22 protein-coding genes are annotated in these 19,521 nt (G+C 61.1%); 13 read left to right on the top strand and 9 right to left on the bottom strand.

Annotation, left to right across the window (positions count from 1 at the left end):
- Window positions 1–8: 8 nt before the first annotated feature.
- Both ACNOHI_RS07125 and ACNOHI_RS07120 read right to left on the bottom strand, forming a co-directional pair.
- Window positions 9–953, bottom strand: a complete 945-nt coding sequence (locus tag ACNOHI_RS07125; protein WP_420473978.1) for a PA2778 family cysteine peptidase — start codon at window positions 951–953, stop codon at window positions 9–11.
- 24 nt (window positions 954–977) lie between these two features.
- Complete coding sequence (locus ACNOHI_RS07120) at window positions 978–1,370, bottom strand: PA2779 family protein (protein WP_420473977.1); 393 nt, start codon at window positions 1,368–1,370, stop codon at window positions 978–980.
- Window positions 1,371–1,393: 23 nt separating this feature from the next.
- On the opposite strand from ACNOHI_RS07120, the gene ACNOHI_RS07115 reads away from it, so the two are divergent.
- From ACNOHI_RS07115 to ACNOHI_RS07095, 5 genes are all read left to right on the top strand, one after another.
- Window positions 1,394–1,648: a hypothetical protein gene (locus tag ACNOHI_RS07115; RefSeq protein ID WP_420473976.1), complete on the top strand. Its 255-nt coding sequence runs from the start codon at window positions 1,394–1,396 to the stop codon at window positions 1,646–1,648.
- The gene (locus ACNOHI_RS07110) at window positions 1,645–2,442 is read left to right on the top strand and encodes a type IV pili methyl-accepting chemotaxis transducer N-terminal domain-containing protein (protein ID WP_420473975.1); all 798 of its coding nucleotides are present in this window, start codon (window positions 1,645–1,647) and stop codon (window positions 2,440–2,442) included. The genes ACNOHI_RS07115 and ACNOHI_RS07110 overlap by 4 nt, the downstream gene beginning before the upstream one ends.
- 149 nt (window positions 2,443–2,591) lie before the next feature.
- Entirely contained in the window at window positions 2,592–4,868 is a 2,277-nt protein-coding gene (locus ACNOHI_RS07105; protein WP_420473974.1) for a putative bifunctional diguanylate cyclase/phosphodiesterase, read from the top strand.
- Window positions 4,869–4,952: 84 nt separating this feature from the next.
- A complete protein-coding gene (locus tag ACNOHI_RS07100) occupies window positions 4,953–5,201 on the top strand; it encodes a hypothetical protein (protein WP_420473973.1) in 249 nt (82 codons plus the stop codon).
- 49 nt (window positions 5,202–5,250) lie between these two features.
- Window positions 5,251–5,622, top strand: coding sequence for a hypothetical protein (locus ACNOHI_RS07095; RefSeq protein ID WP_420473972.1), 372 nt, complete (start codon window positions 5,251–5,253; stop codon window positions 5,620–5,622).
- A gap of 89 nt (window positions 5,623–5,711) precedes the next feature.
- Here the strand turns inward: ACNOHI_RS07095 and ACNOHI_RS07090 are convergent, their stop codons facing one another.
- Window positions 5,712–6,155 carry an Lrp/AsnC family transcriptional regulator gene (locus ACNOHI_RS07090; protein ID WP_420473971.1) on the bottom strand — a complete coding sequence of 148 codons (444 nt, stop codon included), beginning with the start codon at window positions 6,153–6,155 and terminating at the stop codon, window positions 5,712–5,714.
- A gap of 92 nt (window positions 6,156–6,247) precedes the next feature.
- Between ACNOHI_RS07090 and ACNOHI_RS07085 the strand changes: the two genes are divergently transcribed.
- The 4 genes from ACNOHI_RS07085 to ACNOHI_RS07070 all read left to right on the top strand — a co-directional run bounded on the left by ACNOHI_RS07085 (window position 6,248) and on the right by ACNOHI_RS07070 (window position 8,882).
- A complete protein-coding gene (locus ACNOHI_RS07085; RefSeq protein WP_420473970.1) occupies window positions 6,248–6,871 on the top strand; it encodes a LysE family translocator in 624 nt (207 codons plus the stop codon).
- A gap of 74 nt (window positions 6,872–6,945) precedes the next feature.
- On the top strand, window positions 6,946–7,551 hold the full coding sequence (locus ACNOHI_RS07080; RefSeq protein WP_420473969.1) for a hypothetical protein: 606 nt from the start codon (window positions 6,946–6,948) through the stop codon (window positions 7,549–7,551).
- Between the two features lie 55 nt (window positions 7,552–7,606).
- Window positions 7,607–7,879 carry a hypothetical protein gene (locus ACNOHI_RS07075; RefSeq protein WP_420473968.1) on the top strand — a complete coding sequence of 91 codons (273 nt, stop codon included), beginning with the start codon at window positions 7,607–7,609 and terminating at the stop codon, window positions 7,877–7,879.
- A gap of 163 nt (window positions 7,880–8,042) precedes the next feature.
- Window positions 8,043–8,882, top strand: coding sequence for a dienelactone hydrolase family protein (locus ACNOHI_RS07070; RefSeq protein ID WP_420473967.1), 840 nt, complete (start codon window positions 8,043–8,045; stop codon window positions 8,880–8,882).
- On the opposite strand, the gene ACNOHI_RS07065 is transcribed toward ACNOHI_RS07070, so the two are convergent.
- The 4 genes from ACNOHI_RS07065 to ACNOHI_RS07050 form a co-directional block, all read right to left on the bottom strand.
- Window positions 8,877–9,692: a class I SAM-dependent methyltransferase gene (locus ACNOHI_RS07065; RefSeq protein ID WP_420473966.1), complete on the bottom strand. Its 816-nt coding sequence runs from the start codon at window positions 9,690–9,692 to the stop codon at window positions 8,877–8,879. The two genes, ACNOHI_RS07070 and ACNOHI_RS07065, sit on opposite strands and share 6 nt — an antisense overlap.
- Before the next feature lie 226 nt (window positions 9,693–9,918).
- A complete protein-coding gene (locus tag ACNOHI_RS07060) occupies window positions 9,919–10,362 on the bottom strand; it encodes a hypothetical protein (protein ID WP_420473965.1) in 444 nt (147 codons plus the stop codon).
- Between the two features lie 26 nt (window positions 10,363–10,388).
- Window positions 10,389–11,585 (bottom strand): alpha/beta hydrolase family esterase, encoded by a 1,197-nt coding sequence (locus ACNOHI_RS07055; protein ID WP_420473964.1) that lies wholly within the window; start codon window positions 11,583–11,585, stop codon window positions 10,389–10,391.
- An 18-nt stretch (window positions 11,586–11,603) separates the two neighbouring features.
- Entirely contained in the window at window positions 11,604–12,029 is a 426-nt protein-coding gene (locus ACNOHI_RS07050) for a CopG family transcriptional regulator (protein ID WP_420473963.1), read from the bottom strand.
- 218 nt (window positions 12,030–12,247) lie between these two features.
- Between ACNOHI_RS07050 and ACNOHI_RS07045 the strand changes: the two genes are divergently transcribed.
- Window positions 12,248–12,991, top strand: coding sequence for a sterol desaturase family protein (locus ACNOHI_RS07045; RefSeq protein ID WP_420473962.1), 744 nt, complete (start codon window positions 12,248–12,250; stop codon window positions 12,989–12,991).
- 79 nt (window positions 12,992–13,070) lie between these two features.
- Here the strand turns inward: ACNOHI_RS07045 and ACNOHI_RS07040 are convergent, their stop codons facing one another.
- Both ACNOHI_RS07040 and ACNOHI_RS07035 read right to left on the bottom strand, forming a co-directional pair.
- On the bottom strand, window positions 13,071–13,601 hold the full coding sequence (locus ACNOHI_RS07040) for a hypothetical protein (RefSeq protein WP_420473961.1): 531 nt from the start codon (window positions 13,599–13,601) through the stop codon (window positions 13,071–13,073).
- 94 nt (window positions 13,602–13,695) lie between these two features.
- Window positions 13,696–14,262 carry a hypothetical protein gene (locus tag ACNOHI_RS07035; RefSeq protein ID WP_420473960.1) on the bottom strand — a complete coding sequence of 189 codons (567 nt, stop codon included), beginning with the start codon at window positions 14,260–14,262 and terminating at the stop codon, window positions 13,696–13,698.
- Between the two features lie 758 nt (window positions 14,263–15,020).
- On the opposite strand from ACNOHI_RS07035, the gene ACNOHI_RS07030 reads away from it, so the two are divergent.
- From ACNOHI_RS07030 to mdcA, 3 genes are all read left to right on the top strand, one after another.
- Window positions 15,021–15,935, top strand: a complete 915-nt coding sequence (locus tag ACNOHI_RS07030) for a LysR family transcriptional regulator (RefSeq protein ID WP_420473959.1) — start codon at window positions 15,021–15,023, stop codon at window positions 15,933–15,935.
- Between the two features lie 366 nt (window positions 15,936–16,301).
- A complete protein-coding gene (locus tag ACNOHI_RS07025) occupies window positions 16,302–17,744 on the top strand; it encodes an SLC13 family permease (protein ID WP_420473958.1) in 1,443 nt (480 codons plus the stop codon).
- A gap of 107 nt (window positions 17,745–17,851) precedes the next feature.
- Window positions 17,852–19,519 (top strand): malonate decarboxylase subunit alpha, encoded by a 1,668-nt coding sequence (gene mdcA, locus ACNOHI_RS07020; RefSeq protein ID WP_420473957.1) that lies wholly within the window; start codon window positions 17,852–17,854, stop codon window positions 19,517–19,519.
- Window positions 19,520–19,521 lie beyond the last annotated feature (2 nt).

The following is a 19,521-nucleotide window of genomic DNA, read 5'->3' as shown; positions in this document are numbered from 1 at the left end:
CAGCGATCCTATTTCGCCTGCTCGATGGCCTTCAGCGTCGAGGCGGCCGCCTCACGCCATGGGCCGCCAAGGGCGAGCGCATTTTCCGCTGCCTGGCGCGCCTGTTTCACTTCCCCGAGCTCGAGAAGCACCGTTGCGAGATTGATGAATGCCGGTGCATTCTCCGGATGTTCCTGCGTGGCCTGGCGAAATGCAGCAGCGGCTGCCCTGCGGTCGCCGGCGGCATAGGCCGTGTTCCCCAATCCCAGTTGCAGGACGAGGTTATGCGGCCATCGCTCCAATGCGGATGCGTACGCCTGCCGCGCGCGGGGGGCGTTGGCGGTCTTTTCGAAAGCAACCAGCGCATCAACAACCGTGGCTTCCGAGGAAGTAGACGGCAAACGGCCCGGCGGCAGCGTGACCATGCCCCAGCGGTTGCCGCGCTCCCATGTCTTGTCGAAGGTATAGAGCGACATCGCCAGCCGCTCGGTCGTGCCGGAGCGCAGGAGTATTTCCTGCTGCTCGAGGTCATAGCCGATGGCCACCGCGTAGTGCCAGAGCGGCGCCCAGGAAAGGCTGAGGTTTTGCAGGACCAGGACCGGATTGCCCCCGGCCAACTCAGCCAGCAAGGCATCGAGACTGGGGGGAATGGTCACGGCGACGGCACCGTTGCGGCGAGCCGCGGCGAGCATTTCAGGCTGCAGGCTGCCTTCGCGTTGCGGCACATAGACCTGCGGTTTCAACACATCGGGAGTGACATCGATGCCCGCCGTCGCCAGCGACATCGCCAGCGATGCCGGTCCACACTGATAGCGCTCCTGCGGGAAGAAGGGTGTCGACGACAGCTCGGCGCGTGGCGGCAAGCGGGACGCGCTGTCCTGCAGCAGGGCGCGGGTGTGCGTTGCGCATCCGGTCAACAAGACCGTCAGAAAAATGAGCGCCGCCGGCATCCATCGATGCCGGCAGCTGGTCATTCCGGGTCGCATTGACGCGTGTGCTTAACGAACCGAGCGGGTGAACGGGTACACCTTGGTCAGACCCAGGATGTCAGTCACCAGCAGCAGCACGAAAACAAACACGATCGCGCCGAGGATATCGCCGCCCGCCGGGAGGCTGTCGATGCGCCCGGCCATGGCCGCCACTTCTTCATCGTTCATGGCCGCCACGCGCGCTTGTGCCTCGGTCTTGTCGACACCCATTTTTTCAAGCTGTGCCGCTACATCGGGACGGTCGAGCGCCGCGGCAAGTCTTTCCCTGTTCTGCTGGGAAGTGTGGGCGGCGGCGGCTTGCTCGGTGCTGACCATCGCGGCCTGGACCGACTGGGTGAAGCCGACGAAGGTGAACGACACGATCACGAAGGAGACGAACAGTTGTTTGAGTTTTTGAATCATGGCCACTCCTTTCTGTAGCGAGGATGCAAGGAAAAAACGGCATCGGTAACGTTATCCAAAGTATATGGTTTTTCGACCAAGCAATGATTTACACAACCGTAACAAATGTAACGACAAAGGTAGGCACAATTGCCTATAGCGCCCAAGCCTGGTGCGGCGGTAGCCTGATGGGACAAGCAAATTTGGTGCGCACCTTGGCTGTTTCCAATTGGAATAAATATTGCTTTTCCAGCATGTGGCGGCTGGGGCCGCAAGCATTTAGTACGGAGAAAAAATGAAGAGAAGGCAGTTCGTCATCGGCACGTTGCTCATCGGCGTGGGGAGCATGGCAACGCAGCGCGCATCGGCGCAGATCGTCAACCTGAATGACGCCATCAACAAGGCCGGACGGCAGCGCATGTTGTCGCAGCGGCTGGCAAAGAGCTATCTGCAGATCGGCCAGTCGATCGATCTCGAGCGCTCGCGCACCATACTCGATACGTCGCTGGCTATGTTCGACCGTCAGCTGGTCGAACTGAAGGCTTTTGCGCCGTCCCCGGACAACAAGGCAACGCTGGGCGAGCTGGAAAAGGTCTGGTTGCGTTACAAGGAAGTGCTGGTCGGACGCGCGCCGAATACCAAGGACGCGGCCTATGTCATGACGGCCAGCGAGGAAGTCCTGACGCTGGCGCATACCGCTACCGTCCAGTTGGAGAAGACATCGCCGAGCAGCGCCGGACGCCTGGTCAACTTGTCCGGAAGGCAGCGCATGCTGTCGCAAAGGATGGCGAAGTTTTACCAGGCCATCAACTGGAACATCGATCCGGCGGATGCGAAAGGCAAACTGGAAGTCGCACGCAAGGAGTTCGTCGAGGCGCTGGACGTGCTTTCCGGCGTGCCGAACAACACCGTGCAGATCAAGAGCGAACTGGAACTGGCACGCCAGCAATGGGTGTTCTTCGAGAACGCGCTCGCGGCCCGTGTCGGTGCGGACGCAATAAAGCGCCAATTGGCGACCAATGTCGCGACCACAAGCGAACGCATTCTGGAGCAAATGGACAGGATTACCGGGTTTTACGAAAAACTTGCATAGACTTCGTGCCGATTCGGGAATCAGCCGAACAGTCTCGACCATCAGATCTCGACGTGTTCATCATCAAGTTGCCCGTTTTGGCATGGAACTATAGGTCACTAGTCAGCACCCAATGGTGACATCCCGTGCACCGCTGAACGGGGCGGCAAATGACTGCAGCCACGAACGACCTTCCGGACTTCAATGCATCGACGAAATCATTGTTGATGCTGGGTGAGGACTTGACGATTACCGGGGCAACCGACGCCTTCCTCGCGGCGTGGTCACTCTTGCGCGACGATATTGCCGGACGTTCCGTTTTCGAAGTATTTCCGAACGCAACAGACAAAGATGTTCGCGACGAAAGCAGTCATTCCCGCTTGCTCCCGATCCAGGAACTGTTCGACCGGGCTCCCGGTGGCATCTGCGTCACGCGCGGCCCGACGCATATCTTTGAAATCGTCAACCAGCCCTTCTACAAGGTGGTATGCCATCGCCAGATCATCGGCATTCCGGTACGCGAAGCCTTTCCTCATGCTGCCGGGCACCCGCTGATCCAGCTGCTCGACAAGGTGTACGCCACCGGACAGCCTTATGCGGGACAAGCACACAAGTTGCGTCTGCAGCCCTCCCCGGGCGCGCCGCTGGTCGAGGCTTACATTGATTTCATCTTCCAGCCGATATTTGCAGCGGACGGATCAGTCGCCGGCATCCTTGCCTTCGGCCATAACGTGACGAACGAGGTGCACGCGCGCAACGCCCTGCATGCAAGCGAGGAGCGCTTCCACCTTGCCCTGGAAGCCGCCGGGGATGGCGTGTGGGACTGGGATATTCCGGCCAACCGCTTCGTGTTTTCCGCACGCGGCAGAGCCATGCTGGGTTATGACGAGAACGAAATCGGCAACCGGCTCGAAAACTGGCTGGCCATTACCCATCCTGAGGACCAGGAGAGGATCCGGGCGAATACCATGGCCTGCTTGCAAGGACGCATTCCGTTCATTTCGGCGGAATACCGCGTCCGCTGCAAGGATGGCAGCTGGAAGTGGCTGTTGTCGCGCGGCGCCGTTGTCAGTCGCGACGAGAAAGGCTGGGCAACCCGCATGGTGGGCACGACCATCGACATTTCGACCGAGCAGGAGACGTTGCGCCGGGCCAATTTCGATTCACTGACCAGCCTGCCCAACCGCAACCTGTTCCGCGACCGGCTGGACAAGGAAGTGCAGAGCGCCAAGCGCAGCGGAAAGCCGGTCGCCTTGCTGTTCATCGACCTCGACCGATTCAAGGAAGTCAACGACCTGCTCGGCCACGATGCGGGCGACAAACTGCTGCGCGAATGCGCCAACCGCATCCGCTCCTGCGTGCGTGCCGCCGATACCGTCGCGCGATTGGGCGGCGACGAATTCACGGTGATCCTGATCGACCTCGAAAGCCGCGCCCACGTCGAAGACATCGCGCAGAAAATCCTGGACGCGCTGGCACGGCCGTTCGAACTCGGGCAGGAACGCGTTCATGTATCCGGAAGCATCGGCATCACGGTGTATCCCGACGACGGCGAAGACCCGGAACACCTGGTGCGCAATGCCGACCAGGCGATGTACGTCTCGAAGAACGCCGGGCGCAACCAGTTCCATTTCTTCACGCGGTCGATGCAGGAGCAGGCATGGCACCGCATCACGATGATGGGCGAGTTGCGCAATGCCTTGCCGCGCAACGAACTGCAGTTGTACTTCCAGCCCGTCGTGGAACTGGCGCGCGGGCGGATCATGAAAGGCGAAGCGCTGCTGCGCTGGCACCATCCCTACAAAGGCATGCTGCCACCGTCCGAGTTTATCGGCCTGGCCGAGGAAAGCGGCCTGATCAATGAAATCGGCAACTGGGTATTCATGCAGGCGACGGCGTGGTCGAAGCGATGGACCGAGCTCACAGGATCGCTATTCCAGGTTAGCGTCAACGCATCGCCGCTGCAGTTCATGCAGCGCAAGGGCGGGCTGAACTGGGGCCGCCACCTGAGCGAATTCGGCCTGGCATGGAACAGCATCTCGGTAGAGATCACGGAGGGCCTGCTGTTCAACACCTCGTCGGCGACCGCGGAACAATTGCTCAGCATGCGCGATGCGGGCATCCAGGTGGCGATCGACGATTTCGGGACCGGCTATTCCTCCATGGCCTACCTGAAGAAGTTCGACGTCGACTATCTCAAGATCGACCAGTCCTTCATTCGCGGCACCGCCCCCAACAGCACCAGCCGGACCATTGCGGAAACCATCATCGTGATGGCACACAAGCTCGGCCTGAAGGTGATCGCGGAAGGGGTGGAAACGCCGGAACAGTGTGATTGGCTACAGCACGCGGGCTGCGACTTCGGGCAGGGATTCCTGTTCTCGCGTCCGGTGCCGCCGGACCAGTTCGAGCGCCTGCTGGTGTCCCGTTCATCCATACCGGCCTGACGCCGTCTTGCCCTCTCCTTTTCGCCGGTTCGGGCCTGATATAGTACGCACTCTTTCACCTGCCCTGCCCGCCCCGCCATGCCAATGACCTACGAACAATACCTGGACGAAGTCACCACGCTCCTGACCGAGATGTACGACATGAGCGATGACGCCGCGATCAAGCATGTGATGCGAGCGCAGGCCGCGGACTTCTTCACGCTGCATGACGACATTCCGGCAATGCGCACGCAGGAACGTGCGGTGCAGGACGCAAGGACACTGTTCGCGCAGATTCGCGCCTCGCGTCCTCCGTCAGCATCCAAGCCCAATCCCGGAAAGCGCAAAAAATAGAGCGCACCCCCGCCCCCTGATACACTGCGCACCTTTCAAGGGAAAAGCCATGGACGACAAGTTGACGAAGGATGAATACGAGGCACTAGCGCAGATTCGCCGGTTGCGAAAAGGCGAGCGTGAAAGTGCGTGCGTGGCGCGCAACGCGAAGCGTCTCGTCGGACTGAAGTACGTCACGTCCAAAGGGGGCGTGTATGTACTCACCGAGAAGGGGCAGCAGACCTTGTTTCTTCAACGATGCATCGACGGACTGCGCGCCGTAGCCTACGCTGCGCCGGGAGCCATCGAGGCGGATGTCGCGACCTTCCTGAGCAGGAAGGGATTGATCGCCCCCCGCACTGTGGGAGAAGGGTTCGATGTGACCGAACGCGGGCGCGAGTCGCTGGCCGATATTGACGCACGCGAGAATAAATCGGCATAGACGAATGCTGCCATTGACCTCTCCGAGCGTCGCGTTTCGGATGAGCCACTCTGGCATCGGGCGACGCCCCGTCTTTCCGGCGACGTCCGTCAGAAGCGCTGCACTCCCCGGTGCGGAATCTGCGACGACATCACGATTGACGTCCGCGTCTCGCCGTACTGGTTGATGCTGGCGAGGAACTGCTCCAGGTCGGCCATATCCTTCGCCACGACCGTGAACAGGCAGGAATCCGCGCCGGTGACGTGCAGGCATTCCAGCACCTGCGGCTTGGCCCGCAGCACCTCGATGAATTTCTGCTTGTAGGGATGCTGGGTGGTGATAGCGACCACGGCCTTGATGATGTAGCCCAGCGCTTCCGGCGCAATGTCGGCGTGGTAACCGCGGATGATGCCGGCGTCCTCCATCTTCTTGATGCGCTCGGCGGTGGCCGGCACCGACAGTCCGGCCAGTTCGGCCAGCGTCTTGAGCGAGGCGCGGGCGTCTTCCTGCAGGGCGGCGAGGATACGCCAGGATTTATCGTCCACGGGGTGCATTGCAGGATCTCCTTTCACTTTTCAGGCGATTCAGCCATTTTGCCTGAAAAAGCACATTCCACGGCGCCACCAGGCTAGCTAGACTTTCCTGTATGGATACCTCACTCGTTCCCCTCTTCCTCAAGTCGATGCTGATCGGCTTGTCGATTGCCGCGCCAGTCGGGCCGATTGGTCTGCTTTGCATTCAGCGCACGCTCGATTACGGGCCGCGAGTCGGCCTCGCGACCGGGCTGGGCGCGGCGGCGGCCGATGCGATGTACGGCGCCATCGGCGCCCTCGGCGTCACGGCGCTGATTACGCTGCTGACCGATGCGCGCTCGGTGCTTGCACTGGGCGGCGCGGTATTCCTTCTGTGGCTGGCATGGAGCGCATGGAACGCCGCGGAACCGCAGCACGCAGCTGCGGCCAAGGGTGGGGTAAAGGGCTGGCACGCCTTCGGCGGCACCTTCCTGCTGACGATGTCTAATCCCATGACCATCCTGTCATTCGTCGCGGTGTTTTCCTCCCTGGCCGGCGGTATGGCGACCGCTTCGCCCCTATGGATGATTGCCGGCGTGTTCTTCGGATCGGCACTGTGGTGGTTCGTGCTGGTAGGAATGGTCGGACGACTGCGGGAGCGGTTGCGTGCAGCGCATCTCCGTTGGATTCGCCGCGGATCGGCGGTGCTGCTGGCGGGGTTCGCCGGCTATCAGTTGTTGACGCTTTCCGGGAGTTGATCGAGGCGGCGGTTCAGCGTTTTCCTGGCACGGCTCATGCAGGTTTTCATGCGATTCCTGCAGGAGGTGCAACCATGCGACCGCGTATCGTTCCAGCCTTATCTCTCATGCTGACCGGATGTGTCGCGATGACGACATCCGGCACCAGGGAAGCCGTATTTTTTACCGATGACGAAGAAGCGACTGCCAACAATGCACAGGCGGTTTTGAAGCCGTACAACGACCTGCCCGTCTCGATCGAGTTTAAATGTCCGTCGAGAATCGCCACCCTGTCGCCCTCCTATGTCGTCCCCTTGCCGCCTGTCTTTCCAGCGGGGTTTGCACACCGGAAGGTTTCCTACCTTCGCGTACGGATGCCGGAAGGCATGGATAACGCGCTTGCGCAATCGCGTGTCATTACGCGGCAGGGAACGGCAATGCCGCTTGCCGACGCGCGTCAGTCGAGGCGCACGGTCGGCGATGAGGGTACGGTGGAATCGACCTTCACGCTGGACAAGGAGTGCGAGGCCTTGAACGGCGGGACGCTGGAAGTCGCGGGGTTCTCCTACAACAACAAGGCCTATCCTCCCTCACAGGCGCGTCTGCAGTTCGATTCCGAGGTGACGGCCGGGATCGGATGGTGGCCACCGGCGTTGTTCAACGGCGGTCACGCCATCAGCGGCGCCCCGGAAGCGGAGTAGGATCGAACGCGCAGGCGGCAGGCCTGTCCAACGGATGTCATGCATCGAGGCCAGCATGAAGCGCTTGTTCGTCCTGGTTGTTCTCGCGGCGGCACTCTCCGGATGTGCCGTTGTTGCTCCGTATGAACAGCCTTATGATGCCTATCCCCCGGTCTCCGCCTACGACTATCCCTACGCCACAGCACCCGCGTATGTAACACCCGCGCCGGTTTACGCATGGCCGCCCGTCCACTTCCGCTTCAACCTTCAATTCTGGAGAGGCCGGGGAGGACATCCCTGGCATCACCACGGCTTCCGGCCCCACCGCTTCGGCGGCTGGCGGCGCTGATCCCCGCGTTCGCTCCTCTCGTCCGGGCCGACAACGGACAACTGTGGATCACCCTGTCCGATTTGGCATGAAAAATGTCGCAACAGGCCATTTCCCGGTTCCTGGTCTTTGGCCAGACTGGCGTTGCAGTCTGCCGATCCATTTCAAACAAGGAGCCTGATTGATGACGAAGCGAAACCTGAATGAGGACGATCCCCTCGACGACTTTGCGGGACGCCAGATGACGCTGAACGATGTGACGAAGAAAGTCCATGTCGCCGGCAGCGGTCCGGCCGTGATCGTAATGACTGAAATGCCGGGGATCAGTCCGCACGTTGCACGCTTCGCCCGATGGGTGCGGGATGCCGGATTCACGGTGTACATGCCATCGCTGTTCGGGCGCGACGGCGCGGTACCGGATGCGGAGGAAGGGATGGCCGTCTTCAAGCGCGCCTGCGTGAGTGCGGAATTCCGCGCCTTTGCCGCCAACGCGTCGAGCCCGGTGACGGTATGGCTGCGGGCACTTGCCCGGCGTGCACATGAGGAATGCGGAGGGCCGGGCGTGGGTGCGATCGGCATGTGCTTCACCGGGAATTTCGCGCTCACGATGATGCTGGAGCCCTCGATGCTGGCGCCCGTCCTCTCGCAGCCCACGCTACCGCTCAATAATCCCGCCGGCATCGAGATGGCTCCCGAGGAACTCGCGGCGGTGAAGCAGCGGCTCGACCGGGAAGACCTAACGGTAATGGCCTACCGGTTCAAGGGGGACCGGTTCTGCACCGCGCAACGCTTCGCCGCCTACCAGGAGGCACTAGGCGACCGCTTCATTGCGCGCGAGCTACCCGACAGCGCTGCCAATCGCGAGACGGCGCCGTTCTTTGCCCAGGTTGTCGGGTCGCCGCACAGCGTCGTCACTGCCCACCTGATCGATGAGGAGGGACAGCCGACGGTCGCCGCGCGGGATGAAATCCTCGCCTTCTTCAGGCAGCGGCTTGCGAACCGACAACCGAACAAGGCGTCATGATTTTCGGATGCCGAATGTCACAAGGTAATCGCGCGGCATCGCCACGCCCAGCTCCGACTTGAATCCTTCATGGTACGCAATGAAGTCCTGCTTCAAGCCTTCCAGACGTTGCGCGTCGAGTCCCTGCGCCAGCGCCTTCGTGGGCCCGTAGCCGGCAACAAAAATATTCCATACGGTCTCCCCGCTCGGCGCCCGCAGGACCGTCGTGCCGGTTTCGAAGCGCAGGTCGAAGCTCTGGCCGAGGAGTTGCTGCACGCGCTCTCGGCTTCCCCATTCAAAGGGGGACGGCGGCGCCGGTGTCGCGGGCGTGGGCATGTAGGCTTTCATGACCTTGAACAGGCCTGCGAGCGTCCCGTCGGCGGGCCAGGTGGCGAGCACGATCCGCGCGCCCGGCTTGCAGATGCGGGACAGCTCCACCGCGGCTGCTTCCGGCTTGCTGACGAACATGATGCCGAAGGTGGAGATTACGCCATCGAAGGTCTTGTTTTCAAAGGGCAGCGCTTCCGCATCGCCCACATGGAAATCGATCTTCAGCTGCTCTGCCTGCGCACGCGAACGTGCGGCATCGATGAGATCGGCGCCGAGGTCGACACCGGTCACCTGCGCGCCGCGTGCCGCCACCCGGCGGGCGCCCCAGCCGGTACCTGTCGCCAGGTCGAGAATATGTTCGCCCGATCTCGGATTCAACCGCAGCACGCAGTGCTCGATGGCATCGGCAATGGTCTCGCTGATCGCTTCGTACTGCATGCCGCCGCTGTTCCAGATCGCCGCTGGCCGCAGGTTGTGTTGCTGCACAGTGTGTTCACTCATATCGTCTCCTTCAACAAGCGCGGCTTTCGATCACGCCTTCCGCCAACGCCGCTGCTTGAAATCTAGCTCCCTGTGAATTCACGCCGGGTCGCTTCGATAGTAGACATTCAACTGCAGGAGCAAAGCCTTTTCCGCTGCATGCTTGATCCGCCTCCAGCATGAGGGAAGTTTCAGTGAGTAAAAAAATGCCGGACAAGAATAGTCCGGCGGAACGGCATCCGTTGCGTCACTTGACGGCGAGGCGTCGCATCAATGCGTCGAATGCTGCCAAGGCAAGGGGATCGACCTGGTCATCGCCTGCGACCGTGGCCGGGAGTTCATCGTCCGCATACGCTTCGGCAAGGTTCTTCCATCCCTTGCTTGCGGCAAACCGGGTGAATTCCTCGGGCGCCTCGAGGACGATGAGCCTGTCGTCCTGCAAACCGGCATCGCCCGGGCCGAAGTCGGGACCGTCGTAACCGAGAGCGCGCAGTCGCGACAGGATCTGCCGGATCACAAGCGGGTCGTTGTGGAGAGGATCGTCTTCCATGGATGCTTCCATGTCGACGTAGACATCGATGATCCCGTAGCCCTCGTCGTAGATACGGATGGATTGCACCGTCCAGGTCCGCCCCATGGAATCATGGATGCGGAACGGACCGCTCAGCGGGATGACATTGTCGTTGTCCATGCCCTAGCCTACACGAACATCGGCATTCAAGAAATGGGCCGCCGTTGCGCAAGGAAGAAGCGCAGCATTTCACGCGAGGCATCCGGGCCCTTGGGATCGGTGTATGAACCCTTGCGGCTGCCACCTGACCATGCATGCGCTGCGCCATGCACAACCCATTTTTCCGCAACGATCTGACCCTGCGAATCATGGATGACGGTTTTCGTATAGCTGCGCCCTCCAGGCGCCGTCTCCTTCTTTACGTCGGCGCGTGTGCCTGGATCGCTTGCGATAGGGACACATTGTGCCAGCGCCTGATCACCGTTGAGTGGTGCAACTGTCGCGTCACGATCCCCGTGGAAGACGATGGCGGGCACCATCTTTCCGAGCGGCGCCGGCTGCTGCGCCCCAGGCTTCAGCTTGCGCCGCTTCATCGAGGCAAAGGCCGAGGGCACATCGTGTGCAACCGCATACGGCAGCCCGGAGTGAATGCCGACAGCAGCGAATACCTCAGGATAGGTGGCAGCCAGCACGACTGCCATCGCGCCGCCCGCGGACAACCCGGCGACATAGACGCGGCTGGAGTCGATCTTGTATTTGCCCGCTACGTCGCGCGCGATACCGGCAAGGATGGACGGTTCGCCGTGATCACGCCGTTGGTCGCCCGGCTGGAACCAGTTCCAGCATTGCGATCCGTTGGCGTTCTTCGTCTGTTCCGGATAGACGACGAAGCAATTCTCTTCTTCTGCGGCGTTGTTCATGCCCGTACCTGCCGCGAAATCGTCGGGATTCTGCGTGCACCCGTGCAGCATGACAACCAGCGGTAGCGGTTCGTCCTTGTATCCGCTCGGGATGTACAGCTTGTAGGCGCGTGTACCGGCGCTGTTGGTAAATGATCCTGCAATGAAGCGGCCCTTGGGAGCGTGGGCGTTGCTGGACGCGGGGACCTCATGGGCCTCGACGTCTTCGACCCGCTGGCGTGCGGCGGCACCGGACCATGCGCCGGGTGCAAGCTTGGCGAATCGTGCGAGAACATCGGCGCCGGTCTGTTGAGGATTAAGGTCCGGCATTGCCGGCGCCTGCGGCAGGAACGCCGTCCAGTCAGCGTGCTGTGGCGATGTGGCGTCGGGCGACGCACCGTGCAGCGCGCGTTGTATGGCAGCAGTCGCCGCCATCGGTCCTTCGGTTTGCAGCAGTTGGGTGGCTTCGCGCATCTGCGCGAGGAAGCCGTCATTGATTTTCATGGACATCTTTCAACATCGTTAGTGAATCCGCCCGGCCAATGCGGCCTTGACGGCAGGGCTGGCGTGCAGGGCACCCAGCACGGTGATGGAGTCGATCGTGGCAAGCGCGAGTTCGGGTGTGACATCCGGAGCAATGCTGGCCAATCCCAGCACCTGTATCTGCAAGGTCTGACCAGCGCTGCGCACCGCCTCCAGATCGGCGCGGGAATACTGCTGCAGGCCGAGCACGAGGCTTTTTCGCGCCACGGTTTGCCGGATGACATCGCCATGCAATTGCAACTGATTGCGTATTGCGGTGCGGATCAGGTCGGTCCGGTTCGAATAGAAACCTTCCTGTACCAGCAAGTCGATTTGTCCTAGGTCTACGGGCCCGAGGTTGATGGTGATCTTTTCCGTATCGCCAACTTTTAGCCGGGTGTCTTGTGCTACTGGTTCGCGTGCCATGTTTTTATCCTCCTGCAGCATATGACCAGCTCTCCACCATCCAGTTCCCATCCACCTGGATGGTTTTTCGGCGACCTTGGCACAAAAACAATTGAACATGAGTTACCGCGGCTCCTTACTACTGCGGGTAGCGAATCCCGATACGCCCGCGTTGCTGCTGGAGCGAATCAGGGCCGGCTTCCTACACTCCTCCACACCCTAACTTCGGAGGAGACATCATGCTGCACTGGATCATCCTGACTTTTGTCGCCTGCTTCATTCTCGAGCGCGTAAGCCCCGGCTGGGCGCTCCCGCGCGTACCCACCTGGCCCGTTCGTGTGTTGGCCATCAATGCGGTGCAGCTTGCGGTTGTCCTGCTTGCCGGCATCACCTGGGAAAAATGGTTGTCGAGCTATTCTCTGTTCCACCTGTCACGCCACCTGCCGGACTGGGCGGGCGGTGTCGTTGCCTACTTCATCGCGACCTTCGTGTTCTACTGGTGGCATCGCTTGCGGCATACGAGCGATTTCCTTTGGACGCATTTCCACCAGATCCACCACAGCCCGCAGCGGCTGGAAGTCATCACGTCCTTCTACAAGCATCCCGTTGAAATGGTCGTGAATTCGATCATCGGCAGCCTGCTGGTGTACACGCTGCTCGGCCTGTCTCCCGCCGCAGGTGCGATCTACACCTTGTGCACCGCGATCGGAGAATTCTTCTATCACACGAGCGTGAAAACGCCGCGCTGGATCGGTTATGTCTTCCAGCGGCCGGAGATGCACCGTATCCACCATCAGCACAAGCGGCATCGCAACAACTACGGCGACATTGTGTGGTGGGACATGCTGTTCGGGACGTACGAGAACCCGCAGGACTTCAAGGCAACGTGCGGATTTGCTCCCGAGGATGAGGAGAGGCTGGGCGAAATGCTGCGATTTGTGGACGTGCACAAGCATCCGCAGCGCACTGCAAAGGAGGAATAGCCAGAATGACGAAGCCCCGCTTCCGCAGCGGGGCTTCTTCCACGGCTGGCGCGCACTGCCGGCGCACGCCGCAATTTTTTTATTCTTCCTGCTTCTTCTTTTGTCCCGGCGCGCCGCTCTTGCCGTGCGCCTTCGTTCCGGTTCCCGCATTGTCGCGCGCATAACCCGATGCACCCTTTGCCGGGTCGGTCGTGCTTCCTGATGGCCCGGATGCGCTGCTGCCACTCGGGCCGCTTGCACTGGCACTGGCGCCCGGGCCGCTCGAGCTGGTGGCGGTGCCGCCGCTGCTGTCCTGCGTACCCGCCGATGTGCCGCCGGTGCCGACGCTGGACGCGCCAACCCCGCTGCCCGCGGTCGCACTGCCGCCGCTGCCGATGGTGCTGGAGCTGCTGGCGCTGCTGCCGGTGGAGCCGGATGTGCTGCCGCTCGTGCTCGTGGTGGTGCTGCTCTCCGCCTTGCGCACGCCGGTGCCGCCGTCGGCGTGACGGCCCGCGGCGAAGCCGCTGCTTTCGGTGCTGCTCGTGCCGCTCGTCGTCTGCGCGTGAACGCCGAGTGAAGCGGCAACCGCTGCCATGCCGGCGAGCAGGCTCAGTCTGAGTTTCGGTTTCATGATCGATTCTCCTTGGTCGCTTTTTTACTTGCGGCCCTGCCCTCCCCGGTCGGGATGGGCATCGGGCGCACGTGAGTGAACGTGTTAGGAGGTCTTAGCAGCGGCCCTGCTTCTCCAGTCCCGGAGGGCAGTCCTTGCTCTTGTTCTTGTGATGCTTCTTGCCGGGCGAGCTGTCCATGTCGTGAGCGCCAGATGCGCTCGCGCCCGTTGAGGCGCCCGATCCGCTGGTTCCCGCGGCGCTGCCGCCGGTGCCCACGGTGCTGGAGCTACCGGAGGAATCCCCAGTGCCTGCGGAACTGCCACCGGTTCCTACCGTCGATCCGGTGGAGCCACTGCCTGCGGCACTGCCGCCCGTGCCAAGGGTGCTGGAACTGCCTGAGGAGCCGCCGGTGCCAGCGGAGCTGCCACCGGTTCCTACCGTCGATCCGGTGGAACCGCTGCCTGCGGAGCTGCCGCCCGTGCCGAGGGTGCTTGAGCTGCCTGAAGAGTCGCCCGAACCGGCCGAGCTGCCGCCGGTTCCCAGCGTCGTGCTGGACGTGCCGTTGCCGGCGGTGCTGCCGCCGGTGCCGAGCGTCGTGCTGCTCTGCGCATGGACCTTAAGGGAGGCAGCCGCCAGCAGCGCAGCGGCCAGGATGGAAAGTCCGGTGTGATTTCTTCGCATTCGATTTCTCCTGTTCTGTTGAACAACGTGCCCCGCGCAGCAATTCTTTCTCTCGGGAGAGAGTGCACGCGCAGGATGTGCTCAATGGAGTCGCCAATCCGAAAGGCAGTTCTATCCAAGTCGTAACAAATTGTCAGCATGCATGCGGACTGATGCAGATCAGCTGTCTGCACGGAACCATGGGAGAAAAGGCGGCAAGTGAAGCGAAAAAAGTAAACGGGCTGGAAGCGCATGCCTCCAGCCCGTGATCGACTTCGATTCTAAGGTCGCTGTCCTTGCCTACAGTCAGCAACACATGGCAGATGGGTTTCGCCGATGCCTAATTCCATCCACCTGCATTTGACGTATAAGACTCTTCCTGGCTCTGTTCCCGAACGTAGCAGTTCATCATGCATTCTGCCCTGCTCAATGAGTTAGCCAACAACAAGTCCGAAAAAGAAATAATAATTTTGCGCATTGCGTCACTCCACCTGTTTTTGCCCAGCCTCTAGGTATACCGTCTTGCGCGGGATAAAACCAATTCGGACTGGCAATATCACTTATGGGCAACGTGAATGGATTTTTCGCCAAGCACATGACAATGCAGTGATTGAACGCAAGAGCGTGGTCCGTCTTCATCTACTGGCGTGATAAAGTGCCAACCAGTCATTGATGAATCAGTCGTGAAAAACAAGGGATGGGTCGAACGGCGTCACGGGATTCGACCAGACAGGATTTCTTGCTCTCACATTTCAGCGTCTTGAAAGAAAGAGTCACCGATGCGCAGCCAGATCAAGGAAGAGATTACCTTCCGCAAGCTTGAAGTCCTTTTGGCCTACCTGGAAGGCGGCAACCTTACTTCCGCGGCTGAAAAGCTGGACATCAGCGCAGTCAGCGTCCATCGCGCGCTCCACTCCCTGGAGGAAAGCACGTCATGCAAGCTGTTCAACCTCGAAGGCCGCAATCTGATCCCTACCAATGCAGCCCTGGTCCTTGCCGATGCCGCCCGTGAAGTCATCCAAACGATGGTGGAGGGGATACGGGCCACGCAACGGGCCGCCGGCTATTCTTCGGATCATCTGAAGATCGGCTCGCTCTATTCCCTGACGACCAGGACGGCACCCGAAGTCATTATCGGACTGAAGATGCGCAAGCCCGAACTGCAGACCGAACTCGTACTCGGTTCGAACGCGGATCTCCTGCAAAAGCTCAAACAGAACGCCATCGACGCCGTATTGATGGCCGTTCCCGAGGCCGAACCGGAAATTGAATCCGTCCCCCTTTTTGAAGACGAGATTTTCTTCGCGGCTCCAGCGGGGTCCCCCTACGCGGCGCGCACGGAAGTCGATTTGCGGGACTGCGCGAAGGAACATTTCGTCAGCCTGGCAGAAGGATTCGTCACGCACCACGGTTTTCTTGAAGCGTTCCGCCAGGCGGGGATTACGCCGAATGTCGTGATGCAGGTGGGCGACATTTTTTCCCTGATGAACCTTGTCAGCGCAGGCATGGGCTACACGCTTCTGCCAGGGCGTGTTCGGAATGTTTTCGGTGAAAAAATCAAACTGATTCCCCTCAAGTACCCCTTTGCGATGCGCCAGACCATTGGCCTCAGTTTCCTTCGCGTGCGCGAGCGCGATCCGAACCTGCTCGCGCTCAGCGCTGTCTGCCGGATGTCCCGGCATAACGCCGGCTAAGTCCGTTTTCCCCGCTGCCTCCTGAATCCACTGGCGGATCGTTCCGCTCACCGTAAACGTTCATGCGTCCCTGCGATTGATCGGGCATCGCCGAGGGCGTACGTTTACTCCTACAAAAATAACAACAACCAGTCGGCCGCCAGAACGGTCTATTCATTGCGTAGGAGACAAACCATGATCACCGCCCGAATATCCCAGATCCATCATCGAAGCCCCAAAGGCGTACCACTCCACATACGCCTGGACGTTTAGCTCAAGCGTCGTTTCCTGCACAGCGGCATCGCAATGCCGCACTTTTCCAGTGATTAAGCCACCGCAGCGTGGCGCCGGCACGGCTCGCCCGTACGGCTGTTGAAGGAGATAACCGTGTCACCTCATCTGATATCGATTCTTGCCCTGTGTGCCATGTTCGTCATCGCCACTGTCCTGCCGATCAACATGGGCGTCATTGCCTTTGTTGGTGCTTTCCTGGTGGGCACTCTGGTCGCAGGCATGCAGGCGAAAGGGATTCTTGCGGGGTTCCCCGCCGACCTGTTCCTGACCCTGGTCGGGATCACCTTCCTGTTTGCGCAGGCCCAGAACAACGGCACCATCGACTGGCTCGTGCGGCTGGCTGTACGCGCCGTGGGCGGACGCATCGCCGCGATCCCGTGGATCATGTTCGGGATCGCCGCTGCCCTTACTGCCGTCGGCGCAGTCAGCCCGGCCGCGGTCGCCATCATTGCGCCGATTGCACTCGGATTTGCAGCGAAGTACGGCATCAACCCGCTGATGATGGGCCTCATGGTCATCCACGGGGCGCAAGGCGGCGGCTTCTCGCCCATCAGCATCTACGGCGGCATTACCAACAAGATCGTCGAGAAGGCCGGCCTGCCGCTGAGCGAAATGACGACAGCATTTGCCAGCCTGGGCGTCAACCTGGCCGTGGCGGTTGCACTGTTCTTTGCGCTGGGCGGCGTGCGCCTGATGCGCCAGCCGCGGATTATTCAGAAGAGTGCGAACAGCGGCGCAAGTTTTGCTCCCTTCGGCGCTGCCTATGCCGTTCCGGCGCAAGGCGTCCAGATCTACGGCGATGCCGAAGGCGAAGCGCTGACGGAAGAAAAGGGTGCGATGGCCCGTTCTGCAGATTCTGTCCTTTCCAGCAATGGCAAGGGAAATGCACAGACCCCGCCCTCGCCCAAGGATTTCACGGCCAGCGGTATGTTCCAGTACAACGGCGCAGACGTGCACCAGGTGGTGACGGTGCTTGGACTGATTGCGCTCGCGGTCCTGACGCTGTACTTCAAGCTGGATATCGGGTTCGTCGCCATCACGATCGGCTTCATCCTGTCCATGATGGCGCCGAACGTGCAAAAGCGTGCGATTACCCAGGTCTCCTGGCCGGAAATCATGTTGATCGTGGGCGTCAGCACCTACGTGGGTGTAATGCAAAAGATGGGCACGATCGATTTTGTGGGACACAGCGTGGCCGGCCTGACCTCGCCGCTAATGGCGGCCCTCCTCCTGTGCTTCGTCGGCGCAGTCGTCTCTGCCTTCGCATCGTCAACCGCCGTCCTGGGTTCCCTGATTCCGCTCGCCGTCCCCTTCCTCCAGCAGGGAACCGGCGTGGACGCCATCGGATTTATCGCAGCCATGGCGGTCGCATCAACGATTGTCGACGTCAGCCCCTTCTCGACCAATGGCGCATTGGTCCTCGCGAATGCACAAGGGATCGACCGCGATGTCTTCCTGCGCCAACTGATGATTTATGGCGCAGCAGTGACACTGCTGTCCCCGTTCGTGGTCTGGTTCTTGTTCGTCGTTCTTTGACCGCTGGCCTTCGTAACGCTCATGTGAGATGACAGTAATGAATATGAAACACCTGTTCAATCGAGGCCGGCATATCCCGGTCGCCGCGCAGCATGTGGAGGATGGCCATGGGCGCACCTGAAAAAATCTGGAACACGCAGCAAGGCAATCGGACAGAACGCCTGGGCCGTGCCGGCACGGCCCTCGGGCCGGCACTTGCCGGGAAAATCGTGTCCTCAGAGAGGATCGTCGACTTGCTGCATGCGGTGCTTGAGAATGGAGACCGGGTGTGCCTGGAGGGGAACAACCAGAAGCAGGCGGATTTCCTCGCCAAGGCATTGACTCGACTCGATCCGTCACGCGTGCATGACCTGCACATGCTGCAATCCGTACTGGCACTGCCGGAACACCTTGACGTGTTCGACAAGGGCATCGCGTCCCGGCTCGACTTTTCCTTCTCGGGGCCGCAAGCGGGACGCCTCGCGAAGCTGGCGATGTCGGGCAAGCTCAATATCGGCGCGATCCACACCTATCTCGAACTGTTCGGCCGCTACTTCGTCGACCTCACGCCGCGCGTCTCGCTGATTGCAGCCGAGGCGGCGGACCGCCAGGGCAACCTGTACACCGGGCCCAATACCGAGGACACACCTGCCATCGTTGAAGCGACCGCGTTCAAGAGCGGCATCGTCATCGCGCAGGTCAACCGCATCGTCGACACCGTGCCGCGCGTCGATGTCCCGGCGGATTGGGTCGACTTTGTCGTGCAGGCGCCGACGCCGAACTATATCGAGCCGCTTTTCACGCGCGACCCGGCGCAGATCTCGGAAATCCAGGTGCTGATGGCGATGATGGCGATCAAGGGCATCTATGCGGAATATTCGGTCGAAAGCTTGAATCACGGCATCGGTTTCGACACCGCGGCCATCGAACTCATCCTGCCGACCTATGCCGAGTCGCTCGGGCTGAAGGGCAAGATCGCGCGGCACTGGGCACTGAATCCCCACCCGGCGCTGATCCCCGCGATTGAAGCGGGCTTCGTGGAATCGGTGCATTCCTTCGGATCCGAGCTGGGAATGGAGGACTACATCCGGGCGCGTCCAGACGTGTTCTTCGTCGGACCGGACGGCAGCATGCGCAGTAACCGCGCCCTCTGCCAGGCGGCCGGCCACTATGCTTGCGACATGTTCATTGGCTCAACGTTGCAGATCGACCTGTACGGCAACTCGTCGACCGCAACGCTGGGCCGCATCTCCGGATTCGGCGGTGCGCCGAACATGGGTTCAGACGCGCGCGGTCGCCGCCACTCCAGCGCCGCCTGGCTGAAGGCCGGCCGGCAAGCGCAGGCCGATTCGAACCGCATGCCGCGCGGGCAAAAACTGGTGGTGCAGATGGTCGAAACCTTCCGCGAGCACATGCAGCCTGCCTTCGTCGAAACGCTCGATGCCTGGCAGCTCGCCGAGCAGGCCAACATGGCATTGCCGCCGGTAATGATCTATGGCGACGACGTCACCCATATCCTGACCGAGGAGGGCATCGCCAATCTGTTGCTGTGCCGCACCGCGGAGGAAAGGGAGCAGGCGATCCGCGGCGTGGCGGGCTACACACCGGTGGGCCTGCAGCGTGATCGCCGCACGGTGGAGAACCTGCGCGACCGCGGCATCATCCGCCGCCCGGAAGACCTTGGCATTGACAAGCGCCAGGCGACGCGTGACCTGCTCGCCGCCAAGACCATGAAGGATCTGGTGCGCGCCTCGGGCGGCCTGTACGAGCCGCCGAAACGATTCAGGAACTGGTAGGA

Source organism: Noviherbaspirillum sp. ST9 (genome assembly GCF_048799745.1).
In the GTDB taxonomy this organism is placed as follows: Bacteria; Pseudomonadota; Gammaproteobacteria; order Burkholderiales; family Burkholderiaceae_D; genus Noviherbaspirillum.
Note: the sequence above shows the minus strand (reverse complement) of the source record. Positions and strands in the feature narration are given on the sequence as shown.